Below are 23174 nucleotides of genomic sequence, written 5' to 3'. Positions count from 1 at the left end.
AACGCGCGCTCCACACTCCGCACGACCTTCGTCCCGTCACCCATCCCAACACCCCTCACCAGATCAGGTGTTGCGACGACCGCTTGAACCCGCCCTCCGCGGGCGTCCCACGCCGAGAGCAGCGGCGCCGACCGGGACGTGCCGTCCGCGAGGTGCCACGTGAGCGTGATGCTCGCCCCTTCAGGAATCTCGCCCGGCGCGAGGAACACCGACCAGAAGCCGTCGTTCAACCGTGCTTCGGTGAGCATGCCGAGGCCGTTCTCCTCGCGGAACGAGCGGTCCACCGACTCGTCCCACTCGGCATGCAGGTCGACTGACCTGACGTCCCCGCCCGTCGTACCCCACAGCACGGACCAGCCGTACGGGTCGACGTTCGTTCCGGCAGGCAGGATCTCGTCCCGACCTGGAGGGTCGTCCGGTCCGGCGGGCCAAGACCCCATCGTGCTCGTGGTCCCCCCGTGGCCCCGGGACTCGGCGCAGAACCCCGACAGCTCCCCGCCGTCGGTGCGCAGGAGAGTGACGTCGGAACTCTCGTCCGACTGGTACGCGATCGTCTGCCAGCGCAGGTCGGCGACGAGTCCCTCGGGCACCACCGACGCCGTGAGGTTCGCGGCGCACGACTCCTCGGGTGACGCCGGACCGGGAGCGGGCCGCGGCGTCAGCACCAGCCCGACGGCGACGACGCCGACGACGCCGGCGGCGGCCGCGCCGAGCTGCACGCGCCGACGCCGGTGCTCGCGGGCGGTGCGGCCCCGGCGGAGCGGCACGACGACGTCGTCGTCGACCAGGGGGAGCGGGAAGTCGCCGTCGGCGTCGTCGTGACGGCTGGACCGGGCGTGGTCGAGGTCGAGGACGTGCGCGTCGCCGACGCGTCGGCTGCGGGTAGGACCGGTACCGTCGACGGCCGCGTCGAGGGCAGCGCGGGCGGCGTCGAGCCGCTCGGGGTCGGGCGAGGCGGTGGGGGCGAGGCGGGCGAGCCGCTCGTCCAGCTCTGCGGGGCTCATGCGGACCTCCTCGTGGACGCGGTGGAGCGGAGGGCGGTGGTCGCGGCGGCGGGCGTGCCGTCGGCGGACCCGGCCAGCCGCCGTCGGGCACGGTGCAGTCGGACGTGGAAGGCCGCCGTGCTGCAGCCGGCGACGTCGGCCGCGTCGGTCGGTGCGAGGCCGTCCCACGCGACGAGGAGGATTGCCTCCCGCTCCCGCTCGCCGAGGCGGGCGAGGCCGCGCAGCAGGGTGTCGCGCTCGACGACGAGGGCCTCGGGGGCGGCCTCCGGCAGGGGAGCGGAGGCCGCGAGGCCGGCGAGCTCGTCGTCGAGCGTGCGACGGCGCCGCGCGGCCCGGTGCGCGTTGCGCACGAGGTTGCGTGCCACGACCAGCAGCCACGGCAGCGCCGGGTCGGGGACGTCGTCGAGGCGGCGCCACGCGACGAGGAACGTCTCGGAGAGCACGTCCTGCGCGGTGTCCGGGTCGGTGTGCCGCCACAGGTACGCCTGGACACGGACGGCGTGCGCGCCCCACAGCGCGGACAGCCGTTCGCGCCGTGCGGCTGCGCCGTCGGGAGCGTCGTCGGGGGTGCTCACACGACGTAGTGTCCCGGCCGGGCGGCGACTTACACGCGATCTCGAGCCGTCAGGCGGGGCGCTCCCCGGGCTTCACGGCGAGCACGGGGCACTCGGCGGTGAGCAGGATGCGCTGCGCGACGGAGCCCATGAGCAGCTTGCCGACGGGGCTGCGGTGCCGCAGCCCCACGACGACGAGGCGCGCGGACAGCTCGGCCGCGACATCGAGCACCTGCTCCGCGACGTCGCGCCCCATCTCCTGCCGCACGACGTGCGGCAGCCCGGTGCCCCGCAGCCGCTCGGCGAGGTCGGCGAGCCCGCCGGGGGCGGCGAACCGCTCGTCCACCAAGGCGTCGCCGCGGGTGCCGTTGACGACGGCGACTCCTCGCCCGCCCGCGGCGGCACCCTCGGCGGCCCAGGCGATCGCGTGCTCCAGCGCGGCGTCGCCGAACTCGTCGGGCGTCCAGGCCACCACCACCCAGCCGTCGGCCGGGGGCGGGGTCTGCTCCTGCACCGGTTCCTGCCCCGCGGTCATCGGGCGCTCCCTTCGGTCACGGTCTCGGCGTCCTCCGGGTCCTCGGCCTCCGCGACGATCCGCGACTCGGTGCGCGACCGCCACCGCGACAGCAGCGGTCGCGTCAGCAGCACCAGCGCCAGCACCGCGTAGATGGCGATGGCAAGCGGCTCGCTCCACAGGATGGCGGGGTCGCCGCCGGAGATGGTGAGCGCCTCGCGCAGCTTGGTCTCCATGAGCGGCCCGAGGATGACGCCGAGGATCAGCGGCAGCACGGGCAGCCCGAACCGGCGCATCGCCATCCCGAGCAGGCCGAACACCAGCAGCAGCGCGATGTCGAACGGGTCGAGGTTGGTGGCGTAGGCGCCCAGGCAGGCGAAGAACAGGATGCCCGCGTACAGCTGGGGCCGCGGGATGCGCAGCAGCCGCGCCCACAGCGGCGCGAGCGGCAGGTTGAGCACGAGCAGCAGCAGGTTGCCGATCAGCAGGCTGGCGAGCAGCGTCCACACCATGTCGGCGTGCTCGGTCATGAGCTGCGGGCCGGGTTGGATGCCGTACCCCTGCAGCGCGGACAGCATCACGGACGCCGTCGCCGTCACGGGCAGGCCGAGCGCCAGCATCGGCACGAGCATGCCCGCGGCCGACGCGTTGTTCGCGGCCTCCGGACCGGCGACGCCCTCGATGGCGCCCCGGCCGAACTCGTCCTTGGCGTCCGCCCGCCGCTTGGCCACGCCGCGCTTCGCCAGGCTGCGCTCGGTGACGAACGACAGGAACGTCGGCAGCTCGGCGCCGCCCGCGGGCAGCGCGCCGAACGGGAACCCGTACGCGGTGCCGCGCAGCCAGGGCTTCCAGGAGCGCTTCAGGTCCGCGCGACCCAGCCACGGCTGACCGACCGGCACGACGCGGGCGGGCTTGCGCCGCAGGTGCGCCGCCACCCACAGGGCCTCGCCGAGGGCGAAGATTCCGACGGCCACCACGACGATGTCGAGGCGGTCCACGAGCTGCGTGACGCCGAACGTCAGGCGCGGCTGCCCGGTGTTGAGGTCCAGCCCCACCAGGCCGATCGTGAGGCCGACGAACAGCGACATGAGGCCGCGCAGCGGGCTCGCGCCCAGCACGGTCGCGGTCATGACCAGCGCCAGCACCATGAGCGCGAAGTACGACGGCGCGCCGATCTCGACGGCGACGTCGGCCAGCGCGGGCGCGAACATCGCGACGAGCAGCGTGCCGATCGTGCCGGCCACGAACGACCCGACGGCGGCCGTCGCCAGCGCCTGCGCGCCCCGCCCGGCGCGGGCCATGAGGTTGCCCTCGAGCGCCGTCATCACGGACGCGGACTCGCCGGGCGTGTTGAGCAGGATCGACGTCGTCGACCCGCCGTACATGCCGCCGTAGTACAGGCCGGCGAACATGATGAACGCCTGCGTGGGCTCCAGCCCGAACGTCACGGGCAGCAGCAGCGCGATCGCCATCGCCGGCCCGATGCCGGGCAGCACGCCGACGAACGTGCCGAGCAGCACGCCCACCGCGGCGTACAGCAGGTTCATGGGGGTGAGGGCGGCGGCGAGGCCGTCCGCCAGCAGTCCGAGGTTGTCCATCAGAGCCTCACAGGATCCCGTCGAGGACGCCGGGGGTGAGCGGGATGCCCAGCCCGACGACGAAGCCGTACCAGCTGGCCACGGCGAGCACGAGGCCCACCAGCACGTCGCGGATCACCGTGCGGCTGCCGAGCGCCCACGCCGACCCGGCGAAGAGGATGGCGCCCGCGAGCGCCCACCCGAGCCAGCTCACGGTGGCGACGGTCAGCAGGATGACGCCGACCAGCTTCAGCACCGTGGGCCAGTCGGCGGGCGTGGTGACGTCGACGTCCTCGCCCGCCTCCGGCTCGGGGCGCGACCCCCGCGCCGTCGCGACGGCCAGCAGGATGCTCGTCACGGCCAGCCCGGCGCCGATGACGAGAGGGAAGACGCGCGGCCCCACGGGGTCGGCGAAGCCCACCTCGAGTTGGATGGCGTCGTAGACCGTGTAGGCGCCGACGACGAGCAGCACGGCCGCCAGCCCGTACTGGGCGGCGTCGACGCGCGGGGTGCCCGCGCCGCGTGGCTCCTCGCCGGCCGGCCCCGCGTCGGGGGTCTCCACCTCGGTGCTCACAGCAGGTTCAGCTCCTTCAGGGTGGTCGACACCCGCTCGTCCTGCTCGCGCAGGAACCGCTCGAAGTCGTCGCCGGTGGTGAAGGCGTCGGTCCAGCCGTTGTCGGCCAGGGCCTGCTCCCACTCGGGCGAGTCGTGCATGCGGGTGAGGTAGTCGACGAGCCGGTCGCGCGCCTCGTCGCTGATGCCGGGCGGGGCGACGACGCCGCGCCAGTTGGTGAAGACGAGGTCGATGCCGGACTCGGTGAGGGTCGGGACGTCGGCGAAGGCGTCCCCGGCGACGCGCTCCTCGCCGGAGACGGCGAGCACGCGCAGCTCGCCCGCCTCGATCTGCCCCTCGAACTCGGCGAGGCCGGAGAACCCGACCTGGATCTTGTGCCCCAGCAGGGCGCTGGTCAGCGGCCCGCCGCCGTCGTAGGACACGTACCGCAGGTCCTTCGGGTCGACGCCGGTCGCCTTCGCGAGCTGCATGGGGAACAGGTGATCGGGGCCGCCGGGCGACGACCCGCCGCCCACGACCACGGAGCCCGGGTCGTCCTCCCACGCGGCGACGAGGTCGTCGATGGTGTCGAACGGCGAGTCCGCGGGGACGAGCACGCCCTCCTGCTCCTCGATGAGCTGGGCGATCGGCGTCGCGTCGTGGGGGCGGGCGTCCACGCCGAACGAGTACGTGGAACCGACCACGCCGAGCCCGAGCGTCATGAGGAGCCGCTCGTTGCCGGCCTCGCCCATGAGGCGCGACATGGCGACCGAGCCGCCCGCGCCGAGGATGTTGGTGACCTGGATGTCGCCGCCGGTGATGCCGTCGCGGTCCAGGACGCCGACGGCGGCGCGGCCGGTCTGGTCGTAGCCGCCGCCGGGGCTGTTGGGGATCCACATGTCGAGGTCGGTCGAGTCGTCGCCGCGCGTGACCCCGCAGGCGGCGGTCACGGCGACCAGGGCGGTCGCCAGGGTCGCGGCGACGGCGGCGCGCAGGCCGCGTCGTCGGCGGGATGTCGTCGTCGACACCGGGTACTCCAGACTGTCGGTGCTGCGGGGCGGCTGTGCCCCGGGTGAGATCGTCACAGGTGACCGCCCGGCGCGTCATCATTGGGCAACCAAAGGAGGTTGTGGAACTTGCGGTCACGACGTTCGCGCGGCACCCGGCGGCACCTGACGCTCGGCGGTCAGGTGCTCGCGCTCCAGCTCGCCGTGCTGCTCGTCGTCGTCACGGCGGCCGCCGTCGTCTTCCTGGGGCAGGCCGACGCCGCGTTCCGCGACGACCGCGCGGACCGCCTCGAGGTGGCGGCGGAGGGCCTGGCGGGCATCCCGGCGGTGCAGGCGACGCTCGCCGCCGACGCGCCCGACACGCAGGCCCTCGCGTTCTACCTGCAGACCCGCGCGGCGTACGTCGACGCCCGCAACGCCTACCTCACCGACCCCGAGGGCCGGATCCTCGTCGCCACGGACCCGACCCGCCGCGGCGAGCGTCTCGACCTGCCCGACGACGCCGCCGCGCGCGCCGGCAGCGGCGACGTCGACGACGTGGCGGGGCGGTCGATCGCGGCGTGGGTGCCGGTGTACGGCGGCAGCGACCCGGTGCCGCAGCCGCGCGCGCCCGAGCCGGTCGCCGTCGTCGTGCTGGCCGACCCGTACCCGCCGCTGACGGAACGGCTCTCGGACGCCGGCGGCGACGTGCTCGTGGTGCTCGGCATCGGCACCGCGCTCGCGGCGGCCGGGTCGTGGCTGCTGGCGCGCCTCGTCAAGCGGCGCACGCGCGGCCTGGAGCCGGCCCAGATCGCGGCGCTCGCGGACCACCGCGAGGGCGTGCTGCGCTCGATCCGCGAGGGCGTCGTCGTGGTGGGCGACGACGGCCGGGTGAGCCTCATGAGCGACAGCGCCCGGGAGCTGCTCGGCCTCGTCGGGCCGGTCGGAGGGGCTGGCGACGCGCTCGACCCGACGGGCCGCCGCCTGGAGGACCTGGGCCTCGACCCCGCCGTCCTGGACCTGCTGCAGGGCACCGACGAGGTGCACGACGCCGTCCTGGTCGCGGGCGACACCGTGCTCGTTCTCAACCGGCGCCGCGTGCTGCACGACGGCCGCCCGGCCGGCACGGTGACCACGCTGCGGGACCGCACCGAGCTGCTGGCGCTGCAGAGCGAGCTGCACGCGCGCGAGAGCGTCACGGAGACGCTGCGCGCGCAGACGCACGAGTTCAGCAACCAGCTGCACACCGTCTCCGGGCTGATCGAGCTGGGGGAGTACGACGAGGTGGGGCGGTTCGTGGAGCGGCTCACGCGGCGGCGGGCCGACCTGAGCGACGTCGTGACGACGCGCGTCGCCGACCCGGCGGTGGCGGCGCTGCTCATCGCCAAGGCGACGCTCGCGGACGAGCGGCACGTGGAGCTCGTCGTCGACCCGGGCAGCGCGCTGCCGCGCCTCGACCCGGACCTGTCCGCGGACGTCGGCACCGTGCTCGGCAACCTCGTGGACAACGCCGTCGACGCCGCGGCCTGGGCCGCGGGCCCCGACGCGCACGGCGTCACGGCGCCCGCCATGGTCCGGGTGCGCCTGGCGCTGGACGGGCCGGCGCACGACGTCCTCGTCGAGGTCGCGGACACCGGGCCCGGCGTGCCGCCCGAGCAGGCCGACGCGATCTTCCGGCGCGGGTGGAGCACCAAGCCGCACGGCGCGACCGGCCGCGGCGTGGGGCTCGCGCTCGTGCACGTGCTGGTGCAGCGCCGCGGCGGGCGGGTGACGGTGCACAATGGCGACGCCCCGGCCGGGGAGGGCGGCGCCGTGTTCATCGCACGGCTGCCGCGGGCCGTCGCGGGCACCGGACGGACCGATCAGGGGGTGCAGCAGGCGTGAGCCTCGACGTGCTGGTGGTGGAGGACGACTTCATGGTCGCGTCCATCCACCGCCGCTTCGTGGAGCGGGTCCCCGGGTTCCGGGTGGTCGGCGAGGCGCACTCGGGCGCCGACGCGCTCGCCGCCGTCGAGGCCCTGCACCCCGACCTCGTCCTGCTCGACGTGCACCTGCCGGACATGAGCGGCATCGAGGTGCTGCGGCGCCTGCGGGCGGCGGGCCACGACCTCGGCGTCGTCGTCATCACCGCCGCCCGTGAGGCCGACACCGTGCGTGCCGCCGCGGCCGGCGGGGCGGCGCACTACCTCGTCAAGCCGTTCGCGTCCGACGACCTCACGGCGCGCCTGCAGGAGTTCCGCCGCGCCCGCGCGGCGCTGGAGGGGCTGGACGACGACGGCGCCGCCGGCAGCCCGGCCGAGATCCAGGCCGACATCGACGCCGTCTTCGCCCGCCCGCCGCAGGCGGCCGCGCCGCGCGATCCCCTGCCCAAGGGCCTCAGCCAGGAGACCGCCGACGTCGTGCTCGCCGCGCTCGCGGACGGCGCGGAGCTCAGCGCCACCGAGTGCGCCGACGCCGTCGGCGTCAGCCGGGTCAGCGCCCGCCGCTACCTGGAGCACTTCGCGACGACGGGGCGCGCCGCGGTGCGCCTCAACTACGGCACGGCGGGGCGCCCCGAGCGCCGATACCGGCTGCGCTGAGCCGGCAGCGGCGCCCGCCGGGCGTCAGAGGAGCGGACGCGCGGCGACCGATCAGGAGCCCGAGCCCGGCCCGTACACGAACGCCTCGGTCGTGCCGCCCTCGACGAGGTCCACGCGGGCGCACGAGGCGCCGTCGTCGACCACCTCGGTCGTCGGCACCTCGTACTCCATGTCCGCGTACACCTCGTCGACGACGGCACGGGCCTCGTCGAGCGAGACGCACTCGTCCACGATCCGCTCGCGCAGGGCGTCGATCGCCGGGTCGTCGCCGGGCCCGTGGAGCCGCTCGAACGGGTCCTCGGACGCGAAGAGCTCCACCTGCCGGTCCCCGACGGACACCTCGCCGTCGGAGCACGGCGGCGCGGCGCCGGGCGCCGCGTCGGGCGCCGGCTCGGACTCCGGCGTGACCACCGTCCAGTCCTGCAGGCCGAGCCGCTCGATCTCGCCCTGCGCCCAGGCGGCGGCCCCAGGGACCGTGCGGCACCCGCTCCTGCCGCCGTCGACCGTGTCGGCCATGCTCCGCTGCAGCTCGACGACGCCGCCCTCGACCGCCTGCGTGCCCTCCAGCCGCTGCACGCCCGCAGGCACCTGGTCGGCGGGAGCCACGATCGTCTGGCCGTCCCACGCGAAGGCGACGGGGTCCTCGATCGGGGGCAGCCCCTCCTCGGCGAGCAGCGTGGTGCAGTCGGCGTACGGGTCGCCGGTGATCCACGAGCCGGCGGCGTCGAGGTGCAGCCCCTCGGGGGCGTCCGCGTTCCAGACGTGCACGCACGCGACGCCCTCGCCGCTGGAGCCCTGGAACGCCTGGATCGCCGCGTACGCGACGCCGCCCCCGGTGAGGACGGCGGCCAGGCCGATCGCGACCGCGCCTCGGCGCCCGAGCCGGCGTCGACGGGGGAGCGGGTCGTCGGCGGTGGGGAGGGTCGGCGCGGTCGCGCCGTCGGTGCTCGTCATGGTGATCTCCTCGCGCAGGGCGGCGAACGCCGCCTCGTCCACGGCGTCGAGGGGGGCTCGGCGGGCGGGGTCCGCGGCGCCCAGCCGCTTCATCAGGTCGCTCATCACGCCTCCTCGGTTCCGGGGCGGGCTGGTGCCCACCCGCTGATCACCTGTCCGGCCGCGTCGGTGCGTTGCACGGCCGGCTCGGTGCGCCGCACGCGGGGGACGTCGTCCGCCGCGGCGAGCGAGGCGAGCTGGTCGGCCAGCCGCCGTCGTGCGCGGTGCAGCCGGACGCGCACCGTGGCGCGGGAGACGCCGAGCACGAGGGCGATCTCGTCCCGCGCCAGCTCCTCCCAGGCGACCAGTCGCAGCAGCTCCTGGTCGTCGTCGCCGAGACGCGCGAGCGCCCGCTCGACGTCGCTGACGTCGTCGTCGGACGGCGGCGGCACCGCCTCGACGACCTCGGCCCGCAGGCGGTCGGCGAGGGCGAGGCGGCGCCGGGTCCCGCGGTGGAGGTTCGCGAGGACGCGGCGCGCGACGCCGAACATCCACGGCCGCGCGTCGGTCCCGGAGGGGACGTCCTCGATGCGTCGCCAGGCGACCAGGAACGCCTCGGCGACGACGTCGGCGGCATCCGCGGGGTCGGCGACGCGCCGCACCGCGTAGGCGAGCAGCGGGCGGTGGGTGGCCTCGAAGAGCGCGGTGAAGCGCGCCTCGTGGTCGGGCGGTTCGGGGGCTGGCATCGGTGGCCCTTCGGCAGGGAGGCAGTGACGACGGTGTCATGTCCGGCTCGGGTCAGGGCGTTGCAGGCCCTTCCGGCGACCGGTCGTCGCCCAGCACGCGCGCCGTGATGCGGGGCAGCGCGTCCGCCAGCGCGGCGGGCCGCGGGGTGCGGGTGACGAGCGTGACGCGCACGGTCCCGGGCACCGGGGACGGCACGACCCGGTCGCCCGGCGCGGCGTACCAGCGGGCGGTGAGCTCGGGCATGAGCGCGGGGCAGCCCAGCTCGCGCGCGATGCGGAGGGTGGCCTCGGTGGTGGGGCCGCGGCGCGGGACGGCGCCCAGCGCGGACAGCCGCCGGTGGGTGGCCTCGCCGGCCAGGTCGATGAGGCTGTAGACGACGGTGCGGCCCGCGAACGGCCGGCTCCCGGCGGCGAGCGGCGCGACGCCGTCGGGCAGCACGACCACCCGAGGCGACTCGCCCAGCGGGGTGCGCTGCAGGCCGCGCGGCACCGCCATCTGCTCCGCGACGGTGACGATCGCGGCGTCCAGCGTGCCCTCGTGCACCTGCCGCACGAGGTTCGGGCCGTGGTCGACCTCCGGCAGGATCGTGACCTCGGGCAGCTCGAGCTCGACGGCCGTGAGCACCATCGGGCTGAGGGCCTGGATGGTGCCGACCGACAGGGTCGGCGCGGCGACGGCGGCGAGCACCTGGTCGGGCAGGGCGTCCAGGTCGGCCAGCAGCCCCGCGGCCAGGCGGGCGAGCTCGCGGCCGGCCGGGGTGGGCCGGGCGCCGGTGGTGTCGCGGTCGAACAACGGCGTGCCGAGACGGCGCTCCAGGGCGGACAGGCGCCGGCTCGCGGACGGCTGCGCGACGAGCAGCTCGCGGGCGGCCGCGCCCACCGAGCCGTGCCGCGCGACCGCCTCGGCGAGCTGCAGGTCGTCCACCGTCAGACGGGAGGTCATGCCTCCAGCGTATGAGCGAGTTGCCCACGACGCCGTCTACCGGCGTCGGCCTCGGCCGCCGAGGATCGAGGCATGCGCCGTCCCCTGCTGATCCTCACCGCGATCACCTTCGTCACCTGGGTGGGTGCGCGGATCACGGCCGTCGCGCTGCCGCTCGTGGCGCTCGCCGAGACGGGGGAGGCGTGGGCCACCGGCCTCGTCGGCGGCATGTCGGGGCTGCCGCTGCTGACGGTCGGCTGGTGGGGTCGCGGCCTGCGCGAGCGGCTCGTGTCCGGGCGGGCGCTCGCCGTCGTCATGCTGGCGCAGGTCGCGGGGCTCGCGATCGTGCCGGTCGCGGCGCTCGTCGGACACGTGGGAGCGGTCAGCCTGTGCACGTCCGGCCTCGTGACCGGCGTCGCCGCCGCGCTGCTCGGCCCTGCGGAGCGCGCGCTCGTCGCCGACCTCGCGGATGCTGGACGCCGTGATGCTGAGGGGGGCTCCGCGGGCTCCGCGGGCGGCGCGACGGCCGCCCGGTGGCTCGCGTGGCAGGACCTCGCGCACCGGGTGTCGATGATCTTCGCGCCGCCCCTGGGAGCGTGGCTGGTCGTGGCGTGGGGCGCGGAGCCGCTGCTGTGGTGCCAGGCCGCGGTCGTGCTCGCGGCGGCCGCGGCCATGCTGGGAGTCCCGCGGGCGGACGGCCGCGCCCCGGCGCGGGGCGAGGCGGCGCGGGGCGAGGCGGAGCCGACGGCGGTGCTCGCGGTCCTGCGCGCGCACCCGCAGGTCGCGGCGGGCATCGTCGCGGCGGGCGTCGGCGGGCTGTGCTGGTTCGGCTTCAGCCTCGGGCTGGCCGTCCTCGGCGTGGAGCACGGGATGCCCGGCGCGCTCGTCGCGGCGGGGATGAGCGGTTACGGCGCGACGTCGGTCGCCGCGTCGCTGGCGGCGCCGCTGGTCGTCGACCGGCTGCCGCGCCTCGCGACGGCGGTCGGGGCGTGGGCGGTGCTCGGCCTGTCGTTCGCGGCGCTCCCGGCGGTGGTGCCGAGCGTGGTGGGGGTCGCGCTCGTGTCCGCCGTCGGCGGCCTGGCGACGCCGTTCGGGATCGCCGCGCTCAACGCGCTGATCAGCGAGCAGACCTCCGGGCCCGAGCGGCGCGCGGCGTTCACCGCCGAGACCGTGCTGCACTCGGGCGGCGCCTCGCTGGGGCTGCTCGTGGGCGGCGCGGTCATCGGGTGGGTCGGCGCCGGGCCGGTGCTCGTCGCCGTGGGCGCGGTGCAGGTCCTCGTCGGCGGCGTCGGGCTGGTGGCGTCCCGGGCCCTCGGCGCCGGCGGGCGGACGACGGCCGAGGCGCCGGCCGCCGCCGTCAGCGGCTGAGCGACGCCGTGTCCGGCCCGGTCCCGTCGAAGGCCGCCCGCGCCGTCTCGACGTCGGGCAGGACGGACGTGGACCAGGCCAGCAGCGCGTCCACGAGGTCCTGGAGCGTGCTGCCCAGCGCCGAGACGCGGTACTCGACGGCGACCGGGCGGGAGCTGAGGAGGTTCCGCTCGACCATGCCGTTGCGCTCGAGCCGCCGGAGCGTCGCGGTGAGCGACTTCTGCGTCACGGCGGGGACGCTGCGGCGCAGCTCGTTGAACCGCTGCGGGCGTTCGCAGAGGGACTCGAGCACCTGCAGCGACCACTTGTCGAGCACCTGGTCGAGGAGCTCACGGTGGGCGGGCGTCAGGGCGGCGGGGGTGGTCTCGTGCACGACACCTAGTCTCGTTGAAGTGGCCTGAGGCGACCAGGTAGACATCAGATACCTGCCCGCACCACCGGAAGGACCCGCCATGACCGTCGACCTCCGCACCCCGCCCGGCATGCTCCAGCCCGTCCCGTACCACCACGTCGCCGTCGGCACCGGCACCCGCCACGTGCACGTGGCCGGGCAGGTCGCCCGCGACGCCGAGGGGCGGCCTGTGGCCGCCGACGACCTGGCCGTGCAGGTCGCGCAGGCGCTCCGCAGCACGGCCCGGGGTCTTGCCGGGGCGGGGGCAGGGTTCGCCGACGTCGTCCGGCTGCGGTTCTTCGCCGTCCGCTGGCACCCCGACAAGTACGGCGACCTGCTGGCCGGGATCGAGCGGGTGGCCGAGGAGCTCGGCATCCCGCAGCCCTGGCCGCCCGTGTCGCTCCTCGGCATCGACTCCCTCTTCGAGCCGGACGTGCTCGTGGAGGTCGAGGCGTACGCCGTCCTGGACTGACGGTGGGCGCCGCCCGCGGGCCCGCGTCCCTCTGACAGGGTGGAGGCATGCGTCTCCTCCTGCTGCGACACGGCCAGACCCCCTCCAACGTGGCGGGCCTGCTCGACACCGGCGCCCCCGGCCCCGGGCTGACCCCGCTGGGCGAGCGGCAGGCCGCCGCCGTGCCCGTCGCCCTGCAGGGGCGGCGGATCGACGCTCTCGCGGTGTCGTCGCTGGTGCGGACGTCGTACACCGCCGGCCCGCTGGCCACCGACCGCGACCTGCGCCCCACGGTGCTCGACGGGCTGCGCGAGGTCGAGGCCGGCGCCCTCGAGATGTCGTCCGACCTGGCCGACCACCACACCTACCTCGAGACGGTGTTCGCCTGGTCACGCGGCGACCGGTCGCGGCGCATGCCCGGCGGGCCCGACGGGCATGCGTTCCTCGCCCGGTTCGACGACGCGGTCGCGGCGCTCATGTCCCTCGGTCGCGAGGCCCGCGACCACGGCGTCGTCCTCGCCGTCTCGCACGGCGCCGCCATCCGCGCGTGGTCGGGCGCGCGTGTCCGCGGGCTCGACGTCGAGGAGCTGGCGCACACCCCGCTCGCCAACACCGGCCTGATCGAGGTCGAGGGCGACCCGGAGTCCGGCTGGCGGCTCGTGGACTGGCGGCGCGAGCCCGTCGGCGGCGCGCAGCTCGACGCCGTCGTCGCGCACGACCCGACAGGAGAGCCGGTCGACGACTGAACGGCGGCCACGACGTGGTGCCCGGTGTCGTGTCCCAGCCCTGAGCGGACACCAGGGACGACGTCGACGCGGGAACGGTGCCAGCATGCGTCCATGACGACGGTGACGCTGCGCCCGATGACCCCGGCCGAGTTCGACGAGTGGCAGGACGCCCTGGCGGCGGACTACGCGGCGGAGCAGGTCGCCGCGGGCCGCTGGCCGTACGAGGGCGCGGTGCGGCGGGCCCGCGACGAGTCCGCAGCGCTCCTGCCGCAGGGGCCGGCGACCGAACGGATGCTCGTCCACCTTGCCGTCGACGCCGACGGCGAGCCGGTCGGGCGCTCCTGGGTGGCGCTGGACCCGCCGCACGGGACGGCGGGGATCGCGTTCCTCTACGACATCGAGGTCGTCGAGTCGCGACGGGGCCAGGGCCTGGGACGCGCGCTGCTGGAGGCGACGGAGGACGCCGCCCGGCAGGCGGGCGCCACCGCGCTGGAGCTGAACGTCTTCGGCCGCAACGCCGCCGCCGTCGCGCTGTACGACTCCGCCGGGTACGCCGTCGTCACGCAGCAGATGCGCAAGGCGCTCTGACGGTTCGGCGGGGGCCGAAGCGTCCCGCCCCGATGCTGGGGGCATGAGCCAGACCGCCGCTGCCTCCGTGCGAGACCCCGGGCCCCAGGGCGCCCCGTCGTCGCACGTGACCATCGACCCACCGGTGCTGTACGTCGGCACCCCGATCGCGCTGGTCACCACGACCAGCCCCGACGGGTCGGCGAACATCGGCCCGATGTCGTCGGCCTGGACGCTGGGGCGCACGGTCGTGCTGGGCTGGGGCGCCGGCTCGCAGACGCTCGCGAACCTCGAGCGCGAGGGGGAGTGCGTGGTCAACTTCCCGCACGCCGACCGCTGGTCGCAGGTGGAGGCGATCGCGTTGTTCAGCGGCAGCGACCCGCTCCCGCCGCACAAGGAGGGCCTCTTCCGCAGCGCGGGGGACAAGTGGACACCCGGCGGCTTCACCGCGCAGCCGTCCACGCTGGTGCGCCCGCCGCGCATCGCCGAGTGCGCGATCCAGTGCGAGGCGGAGGTGCAGGCGGTCCACGCCCCCGCGGGTCCTGACGGCGAGGACTTCCGCATCGTCGAGGTCTACGTGCGCGCGGTCCACGCGGACCGGGCCGTCGTGGACACCGTCACCGGGCACGTCGACACGGGCGCGTGGTCGCCGGCCCTCTACGTGTTCCGCGAGTACTTCGGTACCGGCGCCCGCCTCGGGCGGACCCGGCGCCGCTGACCGTTCCCGGCCGGGTCAGCCGTCCCGGGTGCCGGCCTCGCCGCCGACCGCGGCCACCAGGTGCGCCGCCACGGCGGCGGCGTTGGCGCGCAGGACGCCGGCCGGCACGTCGGGCAGGTTCTCCGCCCAGTCCAGCAGCGGCGACCCGCGGAGCTGCAGCACCCGGGCGGGCCTGCCGAGGAACGCCAGGTGCAGGTGCGCCCCGCCGTCGCCCCACTTGGCGAGCTGCACGCGGCCCACGCTCGGCAGCGCCTCGACGGCGGCCGACACCGCGACGATCAGCTGCCCCATCTCGGCCGCGAGGTCCGCGGGCACCGACGGCAGGTCGCAGTGCGTGGCGACGGGCACCAGGGTGAGGAGCACGGGCAGGCTCTGCGCGAGGTCCGCCGTGAGCACCCACCGCTCGTTGCGCCAGACCCAGCCCTCGAACCGGGCCGTCCGTTCCTCGGGGGTCCCGGCGCACCAGCAGTCGGCGGGATCCTCGCCGCGCCGCGGCGGCTCGGCGTCGGCCAGCGGGCGCAGGGGCTTCATCCGGAGGGAGTCCGCCTCGTACGGGTAGATGTCCCAGCCGGGCATCTCCTCGACGGCGACCGGCAGCCGCCCGTCCGGGCCGGTCTGCGCGGCGACGCGGGCGTAGTACTCCTCGGCGGACTCGGGGTGCATGGGGCGATCCCACCACAGGCCCGGCGATTCTTGCCGTGACCGTTCTCCGCGCGACACTGGGGGGAGCACTATCTGCCAAGACGAGGAGTACCAGGTGCCCCAGGGAACAGTCCGATGGTTCGACGCCGACCGCGGGTTCGGCTTCATCGACCTCGGGAACGAGGCCGAGGACCTCTTCGTGCACGCGTCCGAGATCGTCGGCGAGGACGGGCCGAAGCAGCTCCGCGAGGGGCAGACCGTGGAGTTCGAGGTGGGCGAGGGCGACCGTGGCCCGCAGGCGCGACGCGTCCGCGTCACGGGCGACCGGGCCGCCGACGCCCCGGTGGGCGTGCTCGGCACCGTGAACTGGTACGAGCCGACCAAGGGGTACGGCTTCGTCACGCCCGACGACGGCGGCGTCGAGATCTTCGTGCACAGCTCGGCGATCGTCGGGGGCGGGGTGATCGCGGAGGGCCAGCGGGTCGCGTTCATGGTCGTCGAGGGGGAGAAGGGTCCGCAGGCTGACCACCTGCTGCCGCTCGCGTCGGAGGCGGCGCGGCCGGCCTCCGACGGCGGGGACGGCACCGTCTCCTGGTTCGACGACACCAAGGGCTTCGGGTTCATCGCTCCTGACGCGGGCGGCGCGGACCTCTTCGTCCACGTCAACGCGCTCGGCCCGGGCTTGAGCTCGCTGGCCGAGGGCGCGCGCGTGACGTTCGACGTCGTCGACGGCGACAAGGGGCCGAACGCCCGCGACGTGCGGCTCGTGCGCGGCTCCGGGGGCGCGCACGGGGCCACCGGGCGTGACCGTGACCGGGGGGACCGTGGCCGGTCGGGCCGTCCCGCGGCGTCCGGCGGTCCGGTGCGCGGCGGTGAGGGCACCGTCGCGCGCTACGACGCGGACCGCGGCTTCGGCTTCATCACCCCCGACGCCGGGGGCGCGGACCTGTTCGTGCACGTGTCGGTCTTGCAAGGCGGCGAGTACCTGGAAGAGGGCGACCGGGTCCGGTTCAAGGTGCGCCAGAGCGACCGCGGGCCGCAGGCCGACCGCGTCGAGCTGATCTGAGCGCGAGCCGGCCGGAGCATCCGCCCCGCTGTTCGCTCACAGCGAACAGCGGGGTCTGCCTGCGGGAATATCGACGCCCCGAGCAAGGTTGAGCCAAGCAGACTCAACTTTGGCGCCCGCGGTTTGCGAGGCGGGGAGGCCGAGATTTACGTTGAGTGCAGTTGACTCAACCTCGGGTGCACAGGCGCCCGGACGTACGCATGGAGGCAGCACATGGCTCGAGCAGTCGGTATCGACCTGGGTACCACCAACTCGGTGGTCGCCGTCCTGGAGGGCGGCGAGCCCACCGTCATCGCGAACGCGGAGGGGTCGCGCACGACGCCGTCCGTCGTCGCGTTCTCCAAGACCGGCGAGGTCCTCGTCGGTGAGGTGGCCAAGCGTCAGGCGGTCACCAACGTCGACCGCACCATCTCGTCGGTCAAGCGCCACATGGGCACCGACTGGTCGGTCGAGATCGACGACAAGAAGTACACCGCGCAGGAGATCTCCGCGCGCGTGCTCGGCAAGCTCAAGCGCGACGCCGAGGAGTACCTGGGCGAGCCCGTCACCGACGCGGTCATCACCGTCCCGGCGTACTTCAACGACGCCGAGCGCCAGGCGACCAAGGACGCCGGCCAGATCGCGGGCCTCAACGTGACCCGCATCGTCAACGAGCCCACCGCGGCGGCTCTCGCCTACGGCCTGGAGAAGGGCAAGGAGGACGAGCTCATCCTGGTCTTCGACCTGGGCGGCGGCACGTTCGACGTCTCGCTCCTCGAGGTCGGCAAGGACGAGGACGACTTCTCCACCATCCAGGTGCGCGCCACGTCCGGCGACAACCGCCTCGGCGGCGACGACTGGGACCAGCGCATCGTGGACCACCTCATCAAGCAGGTGAAGAACAGCGCGGGCGTCGACCTGTCCAAGGACAAGATCGCCCTGCAGCGTCTGCGTGAGGCGGCCGAGCAGGCCAAGAAGGAGCTCTCGTCCGCGACGAGCACCAGCATCTCGATGCAGTACCTGTCGATGAGCGAGAACGGCCCCGTCCACCTGGACGAGAAGCTCACGCGGGCGCAGTTCCAGCAGATGACGCAGGACCTCATCGACCGCACCAAGGCGCCGTTCCACGCGGTCATCCGCGACGCCGGCATCTCGGTCTCCGACATCGACCACGTCGTGCTGGTGGGTGGTTCCACCCGCATGCCGGCCGTGACCGAGGTCGTCAAGGAGCTCACCGGTGGTCGCGAGCCCAACAAGGGCGTCAACCCGGACGAGGTCGTCGCCGTGGGCGCGGCCCTGCAGGCCGGCGTCATCGGCGGCGAGCGCAAGGACGTGCTGCTCATCGACGTCACCCCGCTGTCCCTCGGCATCGAGACCAAGGGCGGCGTGATGACCAAGCTCATCGAGCGCAACACGGCCATCCCGACCAAGCGCAGCGAGATCTTCTCCACGGCGGAGGACAACCAGCCGTCCGTGGCGATCCAGGTCTTCCAGGGCGAGCGCGAGTTCACCCGCGACAACAAGCCGCTGGGCACGTTCGAGCTCACCGGCATCGCCCCGGCGCCGCGCGGCGTCCCGCAGATCGAGGTCACCTTCGACATCGACGCGAACGGCATCGTGCACGTGTCCGCCAAGGACCGTGGCACGGGCACCGAGCAGTCGATGAAGATCACCGGCGGGTCGGCCCTCCCCAAGGAGGACATCGACCGCATGGTGAAGGACGCCGAGGAGCACGCCGCCGAGGACAAGAAGCGTCGCGAGGAGGCGGAGACCCGCAACCAGGCCGAGGCCTTCGCGTACTCGATGGAGAAGCAGATCGCGGACAACCGCGACAAGCTCCCCGCCGAGGTCGTGACCGAGGTCGAGGCCGACATCGCCGGCGTCAAGACCGCCCTGGAGGGCGAGGACGCCGACGCGGTGAAGGCCGCGTACGAGAAGCTCGGCGCGTCCTCGCAGAAGATCGGCCAGGCGCTCTACGCCACGGCCGAGCAGGAGCAGGCCGCGGGCGACACCCCGGCGGCGGAGGACGACGCGGCCGCTGCCGCGGGCGCGACGTCCGCCCCCGACGAGGACGTGGTCGACGCCGAGATCGTCGACGACGAGGACGACAAGAAGTGACGGACGAGAACACGCAGGGGACCCCCGAGCCCGAGGGCTCGGGGGAGACCCCGTTCAGCTTCACGGACAAGCGGAAGGTCGACCCGACGTCCGGGGAGGCCCGGGAGGCGTCCGGCGCCGCCGGCGACCAGGGCGAGCCCGAGGGCGTCGACCCGCTCGCGGCGCTCGACTTCGAGCCCGAGGGCGAGGCCGCCGAGAGCGCCGAGGTCCTGGCGGCCAAGGCCGAGGCGGCCCAGCACCTGGACGCGCTGCAGCGCGAGCGGGCGTCGTTCACGAACTACCGCAACCGGTCGCTGCGCGACCAGGAGGCGGCGCGGACCCAGGGCACGCAGGATGTGCTCGCCGCGCTGCTGCCGGTGCTCGACGACATCGAGCGCGCCAAGCAGCACGCCGAGCTGAGCGGGCCCATGGCGGCCATCGCGGAGAAGCTCGACGCGTCGCTGGCGAGGTTCGGCATCGAGCGGTTCGGCGCGGTCGGGGAGGAGTTCGACCCGAACGTCCACGAGGCGCTCATGCACAACGTGGACCCCGAGGCGACGGTGACCACCGTCGCGATGGTGGTCGAGCCCGGCTACCGCATCGGCGACCGGGTCGTCCGCGCCGCCCGCGTGGGCGTCGTCGGCCCCGAGTGACACCATCCGCGAGATCGACCTGCCCGTCGTGAGACCGACCTGCCCAGGGTCGATCTCACGACGGGCGGGTCGATCTCGCGGACAATGACAGGAAGGAGGGCGTCGTGACAGGTCAGGACTGGATCGAGAAGGACTTCTACTCCGCTCTCGGCGTCCCCAAGGACGCGGACGACGCGGCCATCAAGAAGGCGTACCGCAAGCTCGCGCGCCAGTACCACCCGGACCAGAACCCGGGCGACGCGTCGGCGGAGGCGAAGTTCAAGGAGATCGGCGAGGCGTACGCCGTGCTGTCCGACTCCGAGCAGCGCCAGCAGTACGACGCCGTGCGCGCCATGGCCGGCGGCGGCGCCCGCTTCGCGGCGGGCCCGGGCGGGGGCGGCGGCAACGGGTTCGAGGACGTCTTCGGCTCGATGTTCGGCGGCGGTGCCGGCCCGAACGTGCGCTACCAGCAGTACCCCCAGGGTGGTGCGGGCGGCGGGGGCTTCGAGGACATCCTCAGCTCCATGCTCGGCGGCCAGGGGGGCTTCCGCGGCGGCCGGCAGCGCGCCGGCTTCACCACGCCGCAGAAGGGTCCGGACGTCGCGGCCGAGACCACGCTGCCGTTCCGCACGGCGGTGGAGGGCGCCACCGTCGAGTTCACGGTGGACGGCCGCAAGGTCAAGACCAAGATCCCCGCCGGGGTGAACGACGGCCGCAAGCTGCGCATCCGCGGCAAGGGGCGCCCGGGCTCGGGCGGCGGCGACGCCGGCGACCTCGTGGTCACCGTGCACGTCGCGCCGCACCCGGTGTTCACGCTCGACGGCGCCAACCTGCGCATGACGGTCCCGGTGACGTTCGCGGAGGCCGCGCTGGGCACGACGGTCGAGGTGCCGACGCTCGACGGGCACACCGTGAAGCTCAAGGTGCCGGCCGGCACGCCCACCGGGCGGGTGCTGCGGGTCAAGGGCCGCGGCGTCAGGACCACGAAGGCGCAGGGTGACCTGCTGGTCACGGTCCAGGTGGCCGTGCCGCAGAAGCTCAGCAAGAAGGCGAAGGAGGCGCTCGAGGCGTTCGCCGCCGAGAGCGACCACGAGGACGTGCGGGCGGGGCTCGCGCAGCGCGCGGCTGAATGACGCCGCGGCGGGGCGCGGGCCGACCGGCCCGGGGCGGCACCGAGGAGCGGCACCGAGCGAGGAGGTAGCGATGGTCACCGAGGACGCGCCGGTGCTGACCGTGTCGCAGGCGGCCCGGCTCGCGGGCATGCACCCGCAGACGCTCCGGCAGTACGACCGCCTCGGGCTGGTCACGCCGCGCCGCACCGCCGGCCGCGGCCGGCGCTACTCCCAGCGCGACGTCGCACGACTGCTCGAGGTGCAGCGCCTCGCGCAGGTGGAGGGCATCAACCTCGCCGGGATCCGGCGCATCCTCGACCTGCAGGAGCACGTCGCCCAGCTCGAGGGCCGGCTCGCGGCGCTCGCCCTGCAGCCCGGAGGCCGGGTGTTCACGGCCGGCACGACGGGCGACGTCGTCGTCGTGCGCCGCGGCCAGCGCGTGCGCCGCGCGGAGCGGGCCGACCTCGAGGCCGAGGAGGGCGCGCTGGTGCTGTGGCGCCCGCACCGCCGCGGCTGACGACTTTCCGCAACGCAATTCTTCGCTAATTCTCGGGGCAATGGGTAAGGCATTCCTTATTCGACCCGTCGCGAATTCGATCGCGCATTCACTGTGCAATTCCGTGCGAGAGGAATATCGTGGTCGAAGGCGGCGAGAGCCGGCGTCGAGCGGCGAGGAGCGCACCATGAGCACGCTGATGGAGATGCCCGAGGTCACCGAGTGCACGGTCGAGGGCTGCGGCTACAACCACGACCACGGCTGCCACGCCGGGGCGGTGACGATCGCGGGGCACAGCGGCGACGCGGCGTGCGCCACGTTCATCCCGCTGAGCTCCAAGGGCGGCCTCGAGAAGGTCGTCGCCCACGTGGGCGCCTGCCAGCGCGGCGACTGCGTCCACAACACCGACCTCGAGTGCGCGGCGTCGGCCATCCGCGTCGGCCCCGGCCCCGACGACGAGAGCCACGCCGACTGCCTCACGTACGCGCAGCAGTGACCCGATCCCCGGGGCGCCCCCGGGGCGGCTAGCGGGCCAGCTGCGTCAGCAGCTCGACGGCGGCGGCGTGCGACGTCGGGAGGCGCTCCACCCACACCCGGGTGGGGCGCCTCAGCACGTCCCCGAGGCCCATGAGCGCGGCGTTGCGCTCCACCACCCCGCGGGTGGCCTTGGCCAGGTCGGGCACCCCCGTGTCGCGCCGTGCGAGCACCGTGAACACGCCGTCCGTGAGGGCGGCCATCGGATGTCCCTCCCCGAAGACCTGCTCGAGGGCGCGGCCGACGGTCGCGGAGCGTGCGGCGCGGTCCCACGGGGCGAGGCCGTCGACGGCGACGTCCACGACGACGAGGCAGTGCGTGTCCGGCGCGCCCTGGTCCGCGCCGACGGCGGCGCCGTACGTCTCCCGCAGCCGCTCGGCCAGGTACTCGCGGGTGGGCAGCCCCGAACTGGGGTCGCGCAGCGCGCCGAGGGCCGGCTCTGCGTCCCGGCCTCGCACCCACCCGACGGCGACCGCGCGGATCGCGTCGGGGTCCGGCGGGCGGTGGGCGGAGCGGTACAGGCACTCGACGTCGTCCAGCGTCTCGCCCAGGCCGACGCCGGCCCGCCCGCGCGCGGCGCCGAGCCGGTGCGCGGCGGCGTGGGGGGAGCGGCCCTCGTCGAAGGCCTCGACGAGGGCGTCGACGGCGGGGTGGTACCAGTCGTCGGGACGCAGCCACACCTCGGCGAGACTCGTCGCGCGCCAGCGGTCGAGCACGTCCGGGACGTGCTCGGGTGCGTCGTGCTCGGGCGCATCGTTCTCGGGCGCGCCGCGGGGCCCGCTCGTGGACCGGTTCATGTGGATGGGACCGCCATGGTCAGCCATCATGACGCAGTTGTCGGCCACTTTCATCGGTAGGTGCCCCGGGATAGCCCTCTCCGCTGCCCGAGGCACGGAAAACTGCGGGAATCCTGCGCTGTTCCTGGGGAATTTCACCCCGGAGGACGAGGCGGGGAGCACGTAGAGTACGGGAGTCTGCGGTTGGGTGCGCAGTGCAGCCAGAGTGAGGTCGGCCATGACGGACGTCTACGTGGGGTCAGACGACTCGGCGCGCAGCGACGCCGAGCTGATCCTCGACGTGCGCGGGGGCGACCTCGAGGCGTACGGGGCCCTCTACACCCGGCACGTCCCGGCGGCGCGAGCGGTGGCCCGGCAGTACGTCCGGTCGTCGGCCGACGCGGACGACCTCGTGTCGGAGGCGTTCCACCGCGTGCTCGACGTGCTCCAGCACGGCGGCGGCCCGGACGCGACCTTCCGCGCCTACCTGCTCACCGTGGTGCGGCGCCTCGCCGCCGACCTCGCGCGGGGCGTGAAGCGCACCCGCCCGACGTCCGACGACGGCACGTTCGAGGCCGCGCTCGGCCTCGTGGACCCCACCGACGTCGCCACGTTCGAGGGCTTCGAGCACTCCGTGGTGAAGAACGCCTACCAGGCGCTGCCGGAGCGCTGGCAGGCCGTGCTCTGGTACACGGAGATCGAGGGGCGTGCGCCCGCGGAGGTGGCCCCGATCCTCGGGCTCACGCCCAACGGCGTGTCCGCGCTCGCCTACCGCGCTCGCGAGGGGCTGCGGGTCGGCTACCTGCAGGAGCACCTCACGCACGCGCCCACCGACGGCTGCCGCGTCGTGAACCCTCTGCTCGGCGCCTACGTGCGGGGCGGCCTCGCCCGGCGCGAGGTGGCGAAGGTCGACGCGCACCTCGAGACGTGCGGGGAGTGCCGGTCCCTCGTGCTCGAGCTCGGGGACATCGCGCACGGCATGCGGGCCGTCGTGGCGCCGCTGGTCGTCGGGCTCGCGGGCCTCGCCGTCGTCGGCGCGCTGCCCATCGGGGGTGCGCTGGGCGGTGCCTTCGGCGGGTCCGTCGCGGCCGGGAGCGTGGGGGCCGGCAGCGCCGCGGGTGCCGGGAGCGCGGGGAGCGTCGGCGCGGTCGCGGGCACCAGCACCGCCGCGTCGGGCACGGTCGGCACCGGCGCGGTCGGGGGCGCGAGCATCACCGGCGGCGACGCGCCTCTCCGGGGCCGCGATGTC

At 74.8% G+C, this 23174-nt stretch carries 26 protein-coding genes; 14 read left to right on the top strand and 12 right to left on the bottom strand.

Features of this window, described 5'->3' with window-relative positions; genetic code table 11:
* From ACFCZN_RS20170 to ACFCZN_RS20145, 6 genes are all read right to left on the bottom strand, one after another.
* Nucleotides 1–1004, bottom strand: a 1004-nt coding sequence (locus ACFCZN_RS20170; protein WP_430557940.1) for a hypothetical protein, incomplete at its 3' end; no start/stop codon positions are given.
* Nucleotides 1001–1579 carry an RNA polymerase sigma factor gene (locus tag ACFCZN_RS20165; protein ID WP_430557939.1) on the bottom strand — a complete coding sequence of 193 codons (579 nt, stop codon included), beginning with the start codon at nt 1577–1579 and terminating at the stop codon, nt 1001–1003. The genes ACFCZN_RS20170 and ACFCZN_RS20165, both read right to left, overlap by 4 nt.
* A gap of 49 nt (nt 1580–1628) precedes the next feature.
* On the bottom strand, nt 1629–2093 hold the full coding sequence (locus ACFCZN_RS20160; RefSeq protein ID WP_430557938.1) for a universal stress protein: 465 nt from the start codon (nt 2091–2093) through the stop codon (nt 1629–1631).
* Complete coding sequence (locus tag ACFCZN_RS20155; protein ID WP_430557937.1) at nt 2090–3670, bottom strand: tripartite tricarboxylate transporter permease; 1581 nt, start codon at nt 3668–3670, stop codon at nt 2090–2092. The genes ACFCZN_RS20160 and ACFCZN_RS20155 overlap by 4 nt, the downstream gene beginning before the upstream one ends.
* 7 nt (nt 3671–3677) lie before the next feature.
* The gene (locus ACFCZN_RS20150; RefSeq protein WP_430557936.1) at nt 3678–4223 is read right to left on the bottom strand and encodes a tripartite tricarboxylate transporter TctB family protein; all 546 of its coding nucleotides are present in this window, start codon (nt 4221–4223) and stop codon (nt 3678–3680) included.
* The gene (locus ACFCZN_RS20145) at nt 4220–5230 is read right to left on the bottom strand and encodes a Bug family tripartite tricarboxylate transporter substrate binding protein (protein ID WP_430557935.1); all 1011 of its coding nucleotides are present in this window, start codon (nt 5228–5230) and stop codon (nt 4220–4222) included. Before ACFCZN_RS20145 ends, ACFCZN_RS20150 begins: the two co-directional genes overlap by 4 nt.
* A gap of 108 nt (nt 5231–5338) precedes the next feature.
* Here ACFCZN_RS20145 and ACFCZN_RS20140 point away from each other — a divergent pair, with 108 nt between their 5' ends.
* Both ACFCZN_RS20140 and ACFCZN_RS20135 read left to right on the top strand, forming a co-directional pair.
* The gene (locus ACFCZN_RS20140) at nt 5339–7072 is read left to right on the top strand and encodes an ATP-binding protein (protein ID WP_430557934.1); all 1734 of its coding nucleotides are present in this window, start codon (nt 5339–5341) and stop codon (nt 7070–7072) included.
* Nucleotides 7069–7767 carry a response regulator gene (locus tag ACFCZN_RS20135; protein ID WP_430557933.1) on the top strand — a complete coding sequence of 233 codons (699 nt, stop codon included), beginning with the start codon at nt 7069–7071 and terminating at the stop codon, nt 7765–7767. The genes ACFCZN_RS20140 and ACFCZN_RS20135 overlap by 4 nt, the downstream gene beginning before the upstream one ends.
* Nucleotides 7768–7818: 51 nt before the next feature.
* On the opposite strand, the gene ACFCZN_RS20130 is transcribed toward ACFCZN_RS20135, so the two are convergent.
* From ACFCZN_RS20130 to ACFCZN_RS20120, 3 genes are read right to left on the bottom strand one after another with little or no spacing between them, the layout of a single operon-like run.
* Nucleotides 7819–8826 carry a hypothetical protein gene (locus ACFCZN_RS20130; protein ID WP_430557932.1) on the bottom strand — a complete coding sequence of 336 codons (1008 nt, stop codon included), beginning with the start codon at nt 8824–8826 and terminating at the stop codon, nt 7819–7821.
* Entirely contained in the window at nt 8826–9446 is a 621-nt protein-coding gene (locus ACFCZN_RS20125) for an RNA polymerase sigma factor (RefSeq protein ID WP_429766431.1), read from the bottom strand. The genes ACFCZN_RS20130 and ACFCZN_RS20125 overlap by 1 nt, the downstream gene beginning before the upstream one ends.
* Nucleotides 9447–9498: 52 nt before the next feature.
* Nucleotides 9499–10389, bottom strand: a complete 891-nt coding sequence (locus tag ACFCZN_RS20120; protein ID WP_429766432.1) for a LysR family transcriptional regulator — start codon at nt 10387–10389, stop codon at nt 9499–9501.
* A 72-nt stretch (nt 10390–10461) separates the two neighbouring features.
* On the opposite strand from ACFCZN_RS20120, the gene ACFCZN_RS20115 reads away from it, so the two are divergent.
* Nucleotides 10462–11736 (top strand): MFS transporter, encoded by a 1275-nt coding sequence (locus ACFCZN_RS20115; RefSeq protein WP_430557931.1) that lies wholly within the window; start codon nt 10462–10464, stop codon nt 11734–11736.
* On the opposite strand, the gene ACFCZN_RS20110 is transcribed toward ACFCZN_RS20115, so the two are convergent.
* Nucleotides 11726–12109 (bottom strand): winged helix-turn-helix transcriptional regulator, encoded by a 384-nt coding sequence (locus ACFCZN_RS20110; RefSeq protein ID WP_429766436.1) that lies wholly within the window; start codon nt 12107–12109, stop codon nt 11726–11728. The genes ACFCZN_RS20115 and ACFCZN_RS20110 overlap by 11 nt on opposite strands.
* A gap of 79 nt (nt 12110–12188) precedes the next feature.
* Here ACFCZN_RS20110 and ACFCZN_RS20105 point away from each other — a divergent pair, with 79 nt between their 5' ends.
* The 4 genes from ACFCZN_RS20105 (at nt 12189) to ACFCZN_RS20090 (ending at nt 14591) form a co-directional block, all read left to right on the top strand.
* Nucleotides 12189–12599 (top strand): RidA family protein, encoded by a 411-nt coding sequence (locus ACFCZN_RS20105; RefSeq protein WP_430557930.1) that lies wholly within the window; start codon nt 12189–12191, stop codon nt 12597–12599.
* A 47-nt stretch (nt 12600–12646) separates the two neighbouring features.
* A complete protein-coding gene (locus ACFCZN_RS20100; RefSeq protein ID WP_430557929.1) occupies nt 12647–13324 on the top strand; it encodes a histidine phosphatase family protein in 678 nt (225 codons plus the stop codon).
* Between the two features lie 93 nt (nt 13325–13417).
* Nucleotides 13418–13894: a GNAT family N-acetyltransferase gene (locus ACFCZN_RS20095; RefSeq protein WP_430557928.1), complete on the top strand. Its 477-nt coding sequence runs from the start codon at nt 13418–13420 to the stop codon at nt 13892–13894.
* Nucleotides 13895–13937: 43 nt separating this feature from the next.
* Nucleotides 13938–14591, top strand: a complete 654-nt coding sequence (locus ACFCZN_RS20090) for a flavin reductase family protein (protein WP_430557927.1) — start codon at nt 13938–13940, stop codon at nt 14589–14591.
* Between the two features lie 15 nt (nt 14592–14606).
* Here the strand turns inward: ACFCZN_RS20090 and ACFCZN_RS20085 are convergent, their stop codons facing one another.
* The gene (locus tag ACFCZN_RS20085) at nt 14607–15254 is read right to left on the bottom strand and encodes a hypothetical protein (protein WP_430557926.1); all 648 of its coding nucleotides are present in this window, start codon (nt 15252–15254) and stop codon (nt 14607–14609) included.
* 94 nt (nt 15255–15348) lie between these two features.
* Here ACFCZN_RS20085 and ACFCZN_RS20080 point away from each other — a divergent pair, with 94 nt between their 5' ends.
* The 6 genes from ACFCZN_RS20080 (at nt 15349) to ACFCZN_RS20055 (ending at nt 21111) form a co-directional block, all read left to right on the top strand.
* Entirely contained in the window at nt 15349–16299 is a 951-nt protein-coding gene (locus ACFCZN_RS20080) for a cold-shock protein (RefSeq protein WP_430557925.1), read from the top strand.
* A gap of 213 nt (nt 16300–16512) precedes the next feature.
* On the top strand, nt 16513–18396 hold the full coding sequence (gene dnaK, locus ACFCZN_RS20075; protein ID WP_429766447.1) for a molecular chaperone DnaK: 1884 nt from the start codon (nt 16513–16515) through the stop codon (nt 18394–18396).
* Nucleotides 18393–19028 carry a nucleotide exchange factor GrpE gene (grpE, locus tag ACFCZN_RS20070; RefSeq protein ID WP_429766449.1) on the top strand — a complete coding sequence of 212 codons (636 nt, stop codon included), beginning with the start codon at nt 18393–18395 and terminating at the stop codon, nt 19026–19028. The genes dnaK and grpE overlap by 4 nt, the downstream gene beginning before the upstream one ends.
* A 104-nt stretch (nt 19029–19132) precedes the next feature.
* The gene (locus tag ACFCZN_RS20065) at nt 19133–20140 is read left to right on the top strand and encodes a DnaJ C-terminal domain-containing protein (RefSeq protein WP_430557924.1); all 1008 of its coding nucleotides are present in this window, start codon (nt 19133–19135) and stop codon (nt 20138–20140) included.
* A 70-nt stretch (nt 20141–20210) separates the two neighbouring features.
* Nucleotides 20211–20636 (top strand): heat shock protein transcriptional repressor HspR, encoded by a 426-nt coding sequence (locus tag ACFCZN_RS20060; RefSeq protein WP_429766453.1) that lies wholly within the window; start codon nt 20211–20213, stop codon nt 20634–20636.
* Nucleotides 20637–20802: 166 nt separating this feature from the next.
* Nucleotides 20803–21111, top strand: coding sequence for a DUF1540 domain-containing protein (locus tag ACFCZN_RS20055; RefSeq protein WP_429766455.1), 309 nt, complete (start codon nt 20803–20805; stop codon nt 21109–21111).
* A gap of 28 nt (nt 21112–21139) precedes the next feature.
* On the opposite strand, the gene ACFCZN_RS20050 is transcribed toward ACFCZN_RS20055, so the two are convergent.
* Nucleotides 21140–21946, bottom strand: a complete 807-nt coding sequence (locus ACFCZN_RS20050) for a hypothetical protein (RefSeq protein WP_429766457.1) — start codon at nt 21944–21946, stop codon at nt 21140–21142.
* 217 nt (nt 21947–22163) lie between these two features.
* Between ACFCZN_RS20050 and ACFCZN_RS20045 the strand changes: the two genes are divergently transcribed.
* Nucleotides 22164–23174 (top strand): sigma-70 family RNA polymerase sigma factor (locus tag ACFCZN_RS20045; protein WP_430557923.1); only part of this gene is annotated, 1011 nt, incomplete at its 3' end.

The organism is Isoptericola sp. NPDC056134 (assembly GCF_042264825.1).
Lineage (GTDB): Bacteria > Actinomycetota > Actinomycetes > Actinomycetales > Cellulomonadaceae > Isoptericola > Isoptericola nanjingensis.
This window is presented reverse-complemented; position numbering and strand designations above follow the sequence as displayed.

Bases quoted from the DNA above. Each gene is read 5' to 3' on its own strand.
- ACFCZN_RS20105 (WP_430557930.1), top strand. From the start codon at position 12,189: ATGACCGTCGACCTCCGCACCCCGCCCGGCATGCTCCAGCCCGTCCCG.
- ACFCZN_RS20120 (WP_429766432.1), bottom strand. From the start codon at position 10,389: ATGACCTCCCGTCTGACGGTGGACGACCTGCAGCTCGCCGAGGCGGTC.
- ACFCZN_RS20060 (WP_429766453.1), top strand. From the start codon at position 20,211: ATGGTCACCGAGGACGCGCCGGTGCTGACCGTGTCGCAGGCGGCCCGG.
- ACFCZN_RS20115 (WP_430557931.1), top strand. From the start codon at position 10,462: ATGCGCCGTCCCCTGCTGATCCTCACCGCGATCACCTTCGTCACCTGG.
- ACFCZN_RS20050 (WP_429766457.1), bottom strand. From the start codon at position 21,946: ATGAACCGGTCCACGAGCGGGCCCCGCGGCGCGCCCGAGAACGATGCG.
- ACFCZN_RS20155 (WP_430557937.1), bottom strand. From the start codon at position 3,670: ATGGACAACCTCGGACTGCTGGCGGACGGCCTCGCCGCCGCCCTCACC.
- dnaK (WP_429766447.1), top strand. From the start codon at position 16,513: ATGGCTCGAGCAGTCGGTATCGACCTGGGTACCACCAACTCGGTGGTC.
- ACFCZN_RS20095 (WP_430557928.1), top strand. From the start codon at position 13,418: ATGACGACGGTGACGCTGCGCCCGATGACCCCGGCCGAGTTCGACGAG.
- ACFCZN_RS20125 (WP_429766431.1), bottom strand. From the start codon at position 9,446: ATGCCAGCCCCCGAACCGCCCGACCACGAGGCGCGCTTCACCGCGCTC.
- ACFCZN_RS20085 (WP_430557926.1), bottom strand. From the start codon at position 15,254: ATGCACCCCGAGTCCGCCGAGGAGTACTACGCCCGCGTCGCCGCGCAG.
- ACFCZN_RS20090 (WP_430557927.1), top strand. From the start codon at position 13,938: ATGAGCCAGACCGCCGCTGCCTCCGTGCGAGACCCCGGGCCCCAGGGC.
- ACFCZN_RS20100 (WP_430557929.1), top strand. From the start codon at position 12,647: ATGCGTCTCCTCCTGCTGCGACACGGCCAGACCCCCTCCAACGTGGCG.
- ACFCZN_RS20160 (WP_430557938.1), bottom strand. From the start codon at position 2,093: ATGACCGCGGGGCAGGAACCGGTGCAGGAGCAGACCCCGCCCCCGGCC.
- ACFCZN_RS20055 (WP_429766455.1), top strand. From the start codon at position 20,803: ATGAGCACGCTGATGGAGATGCCCGAGGTCACCGAGTGCACGGTCGAG.
- ACFCZN_RS20130 (WP_430557932.1), bottom strand. From the start codon at position 8,826: ATGAGCGACCTGATGAAGCGGCTGGGCGCCGCGGACCCCGCCCGCCGA.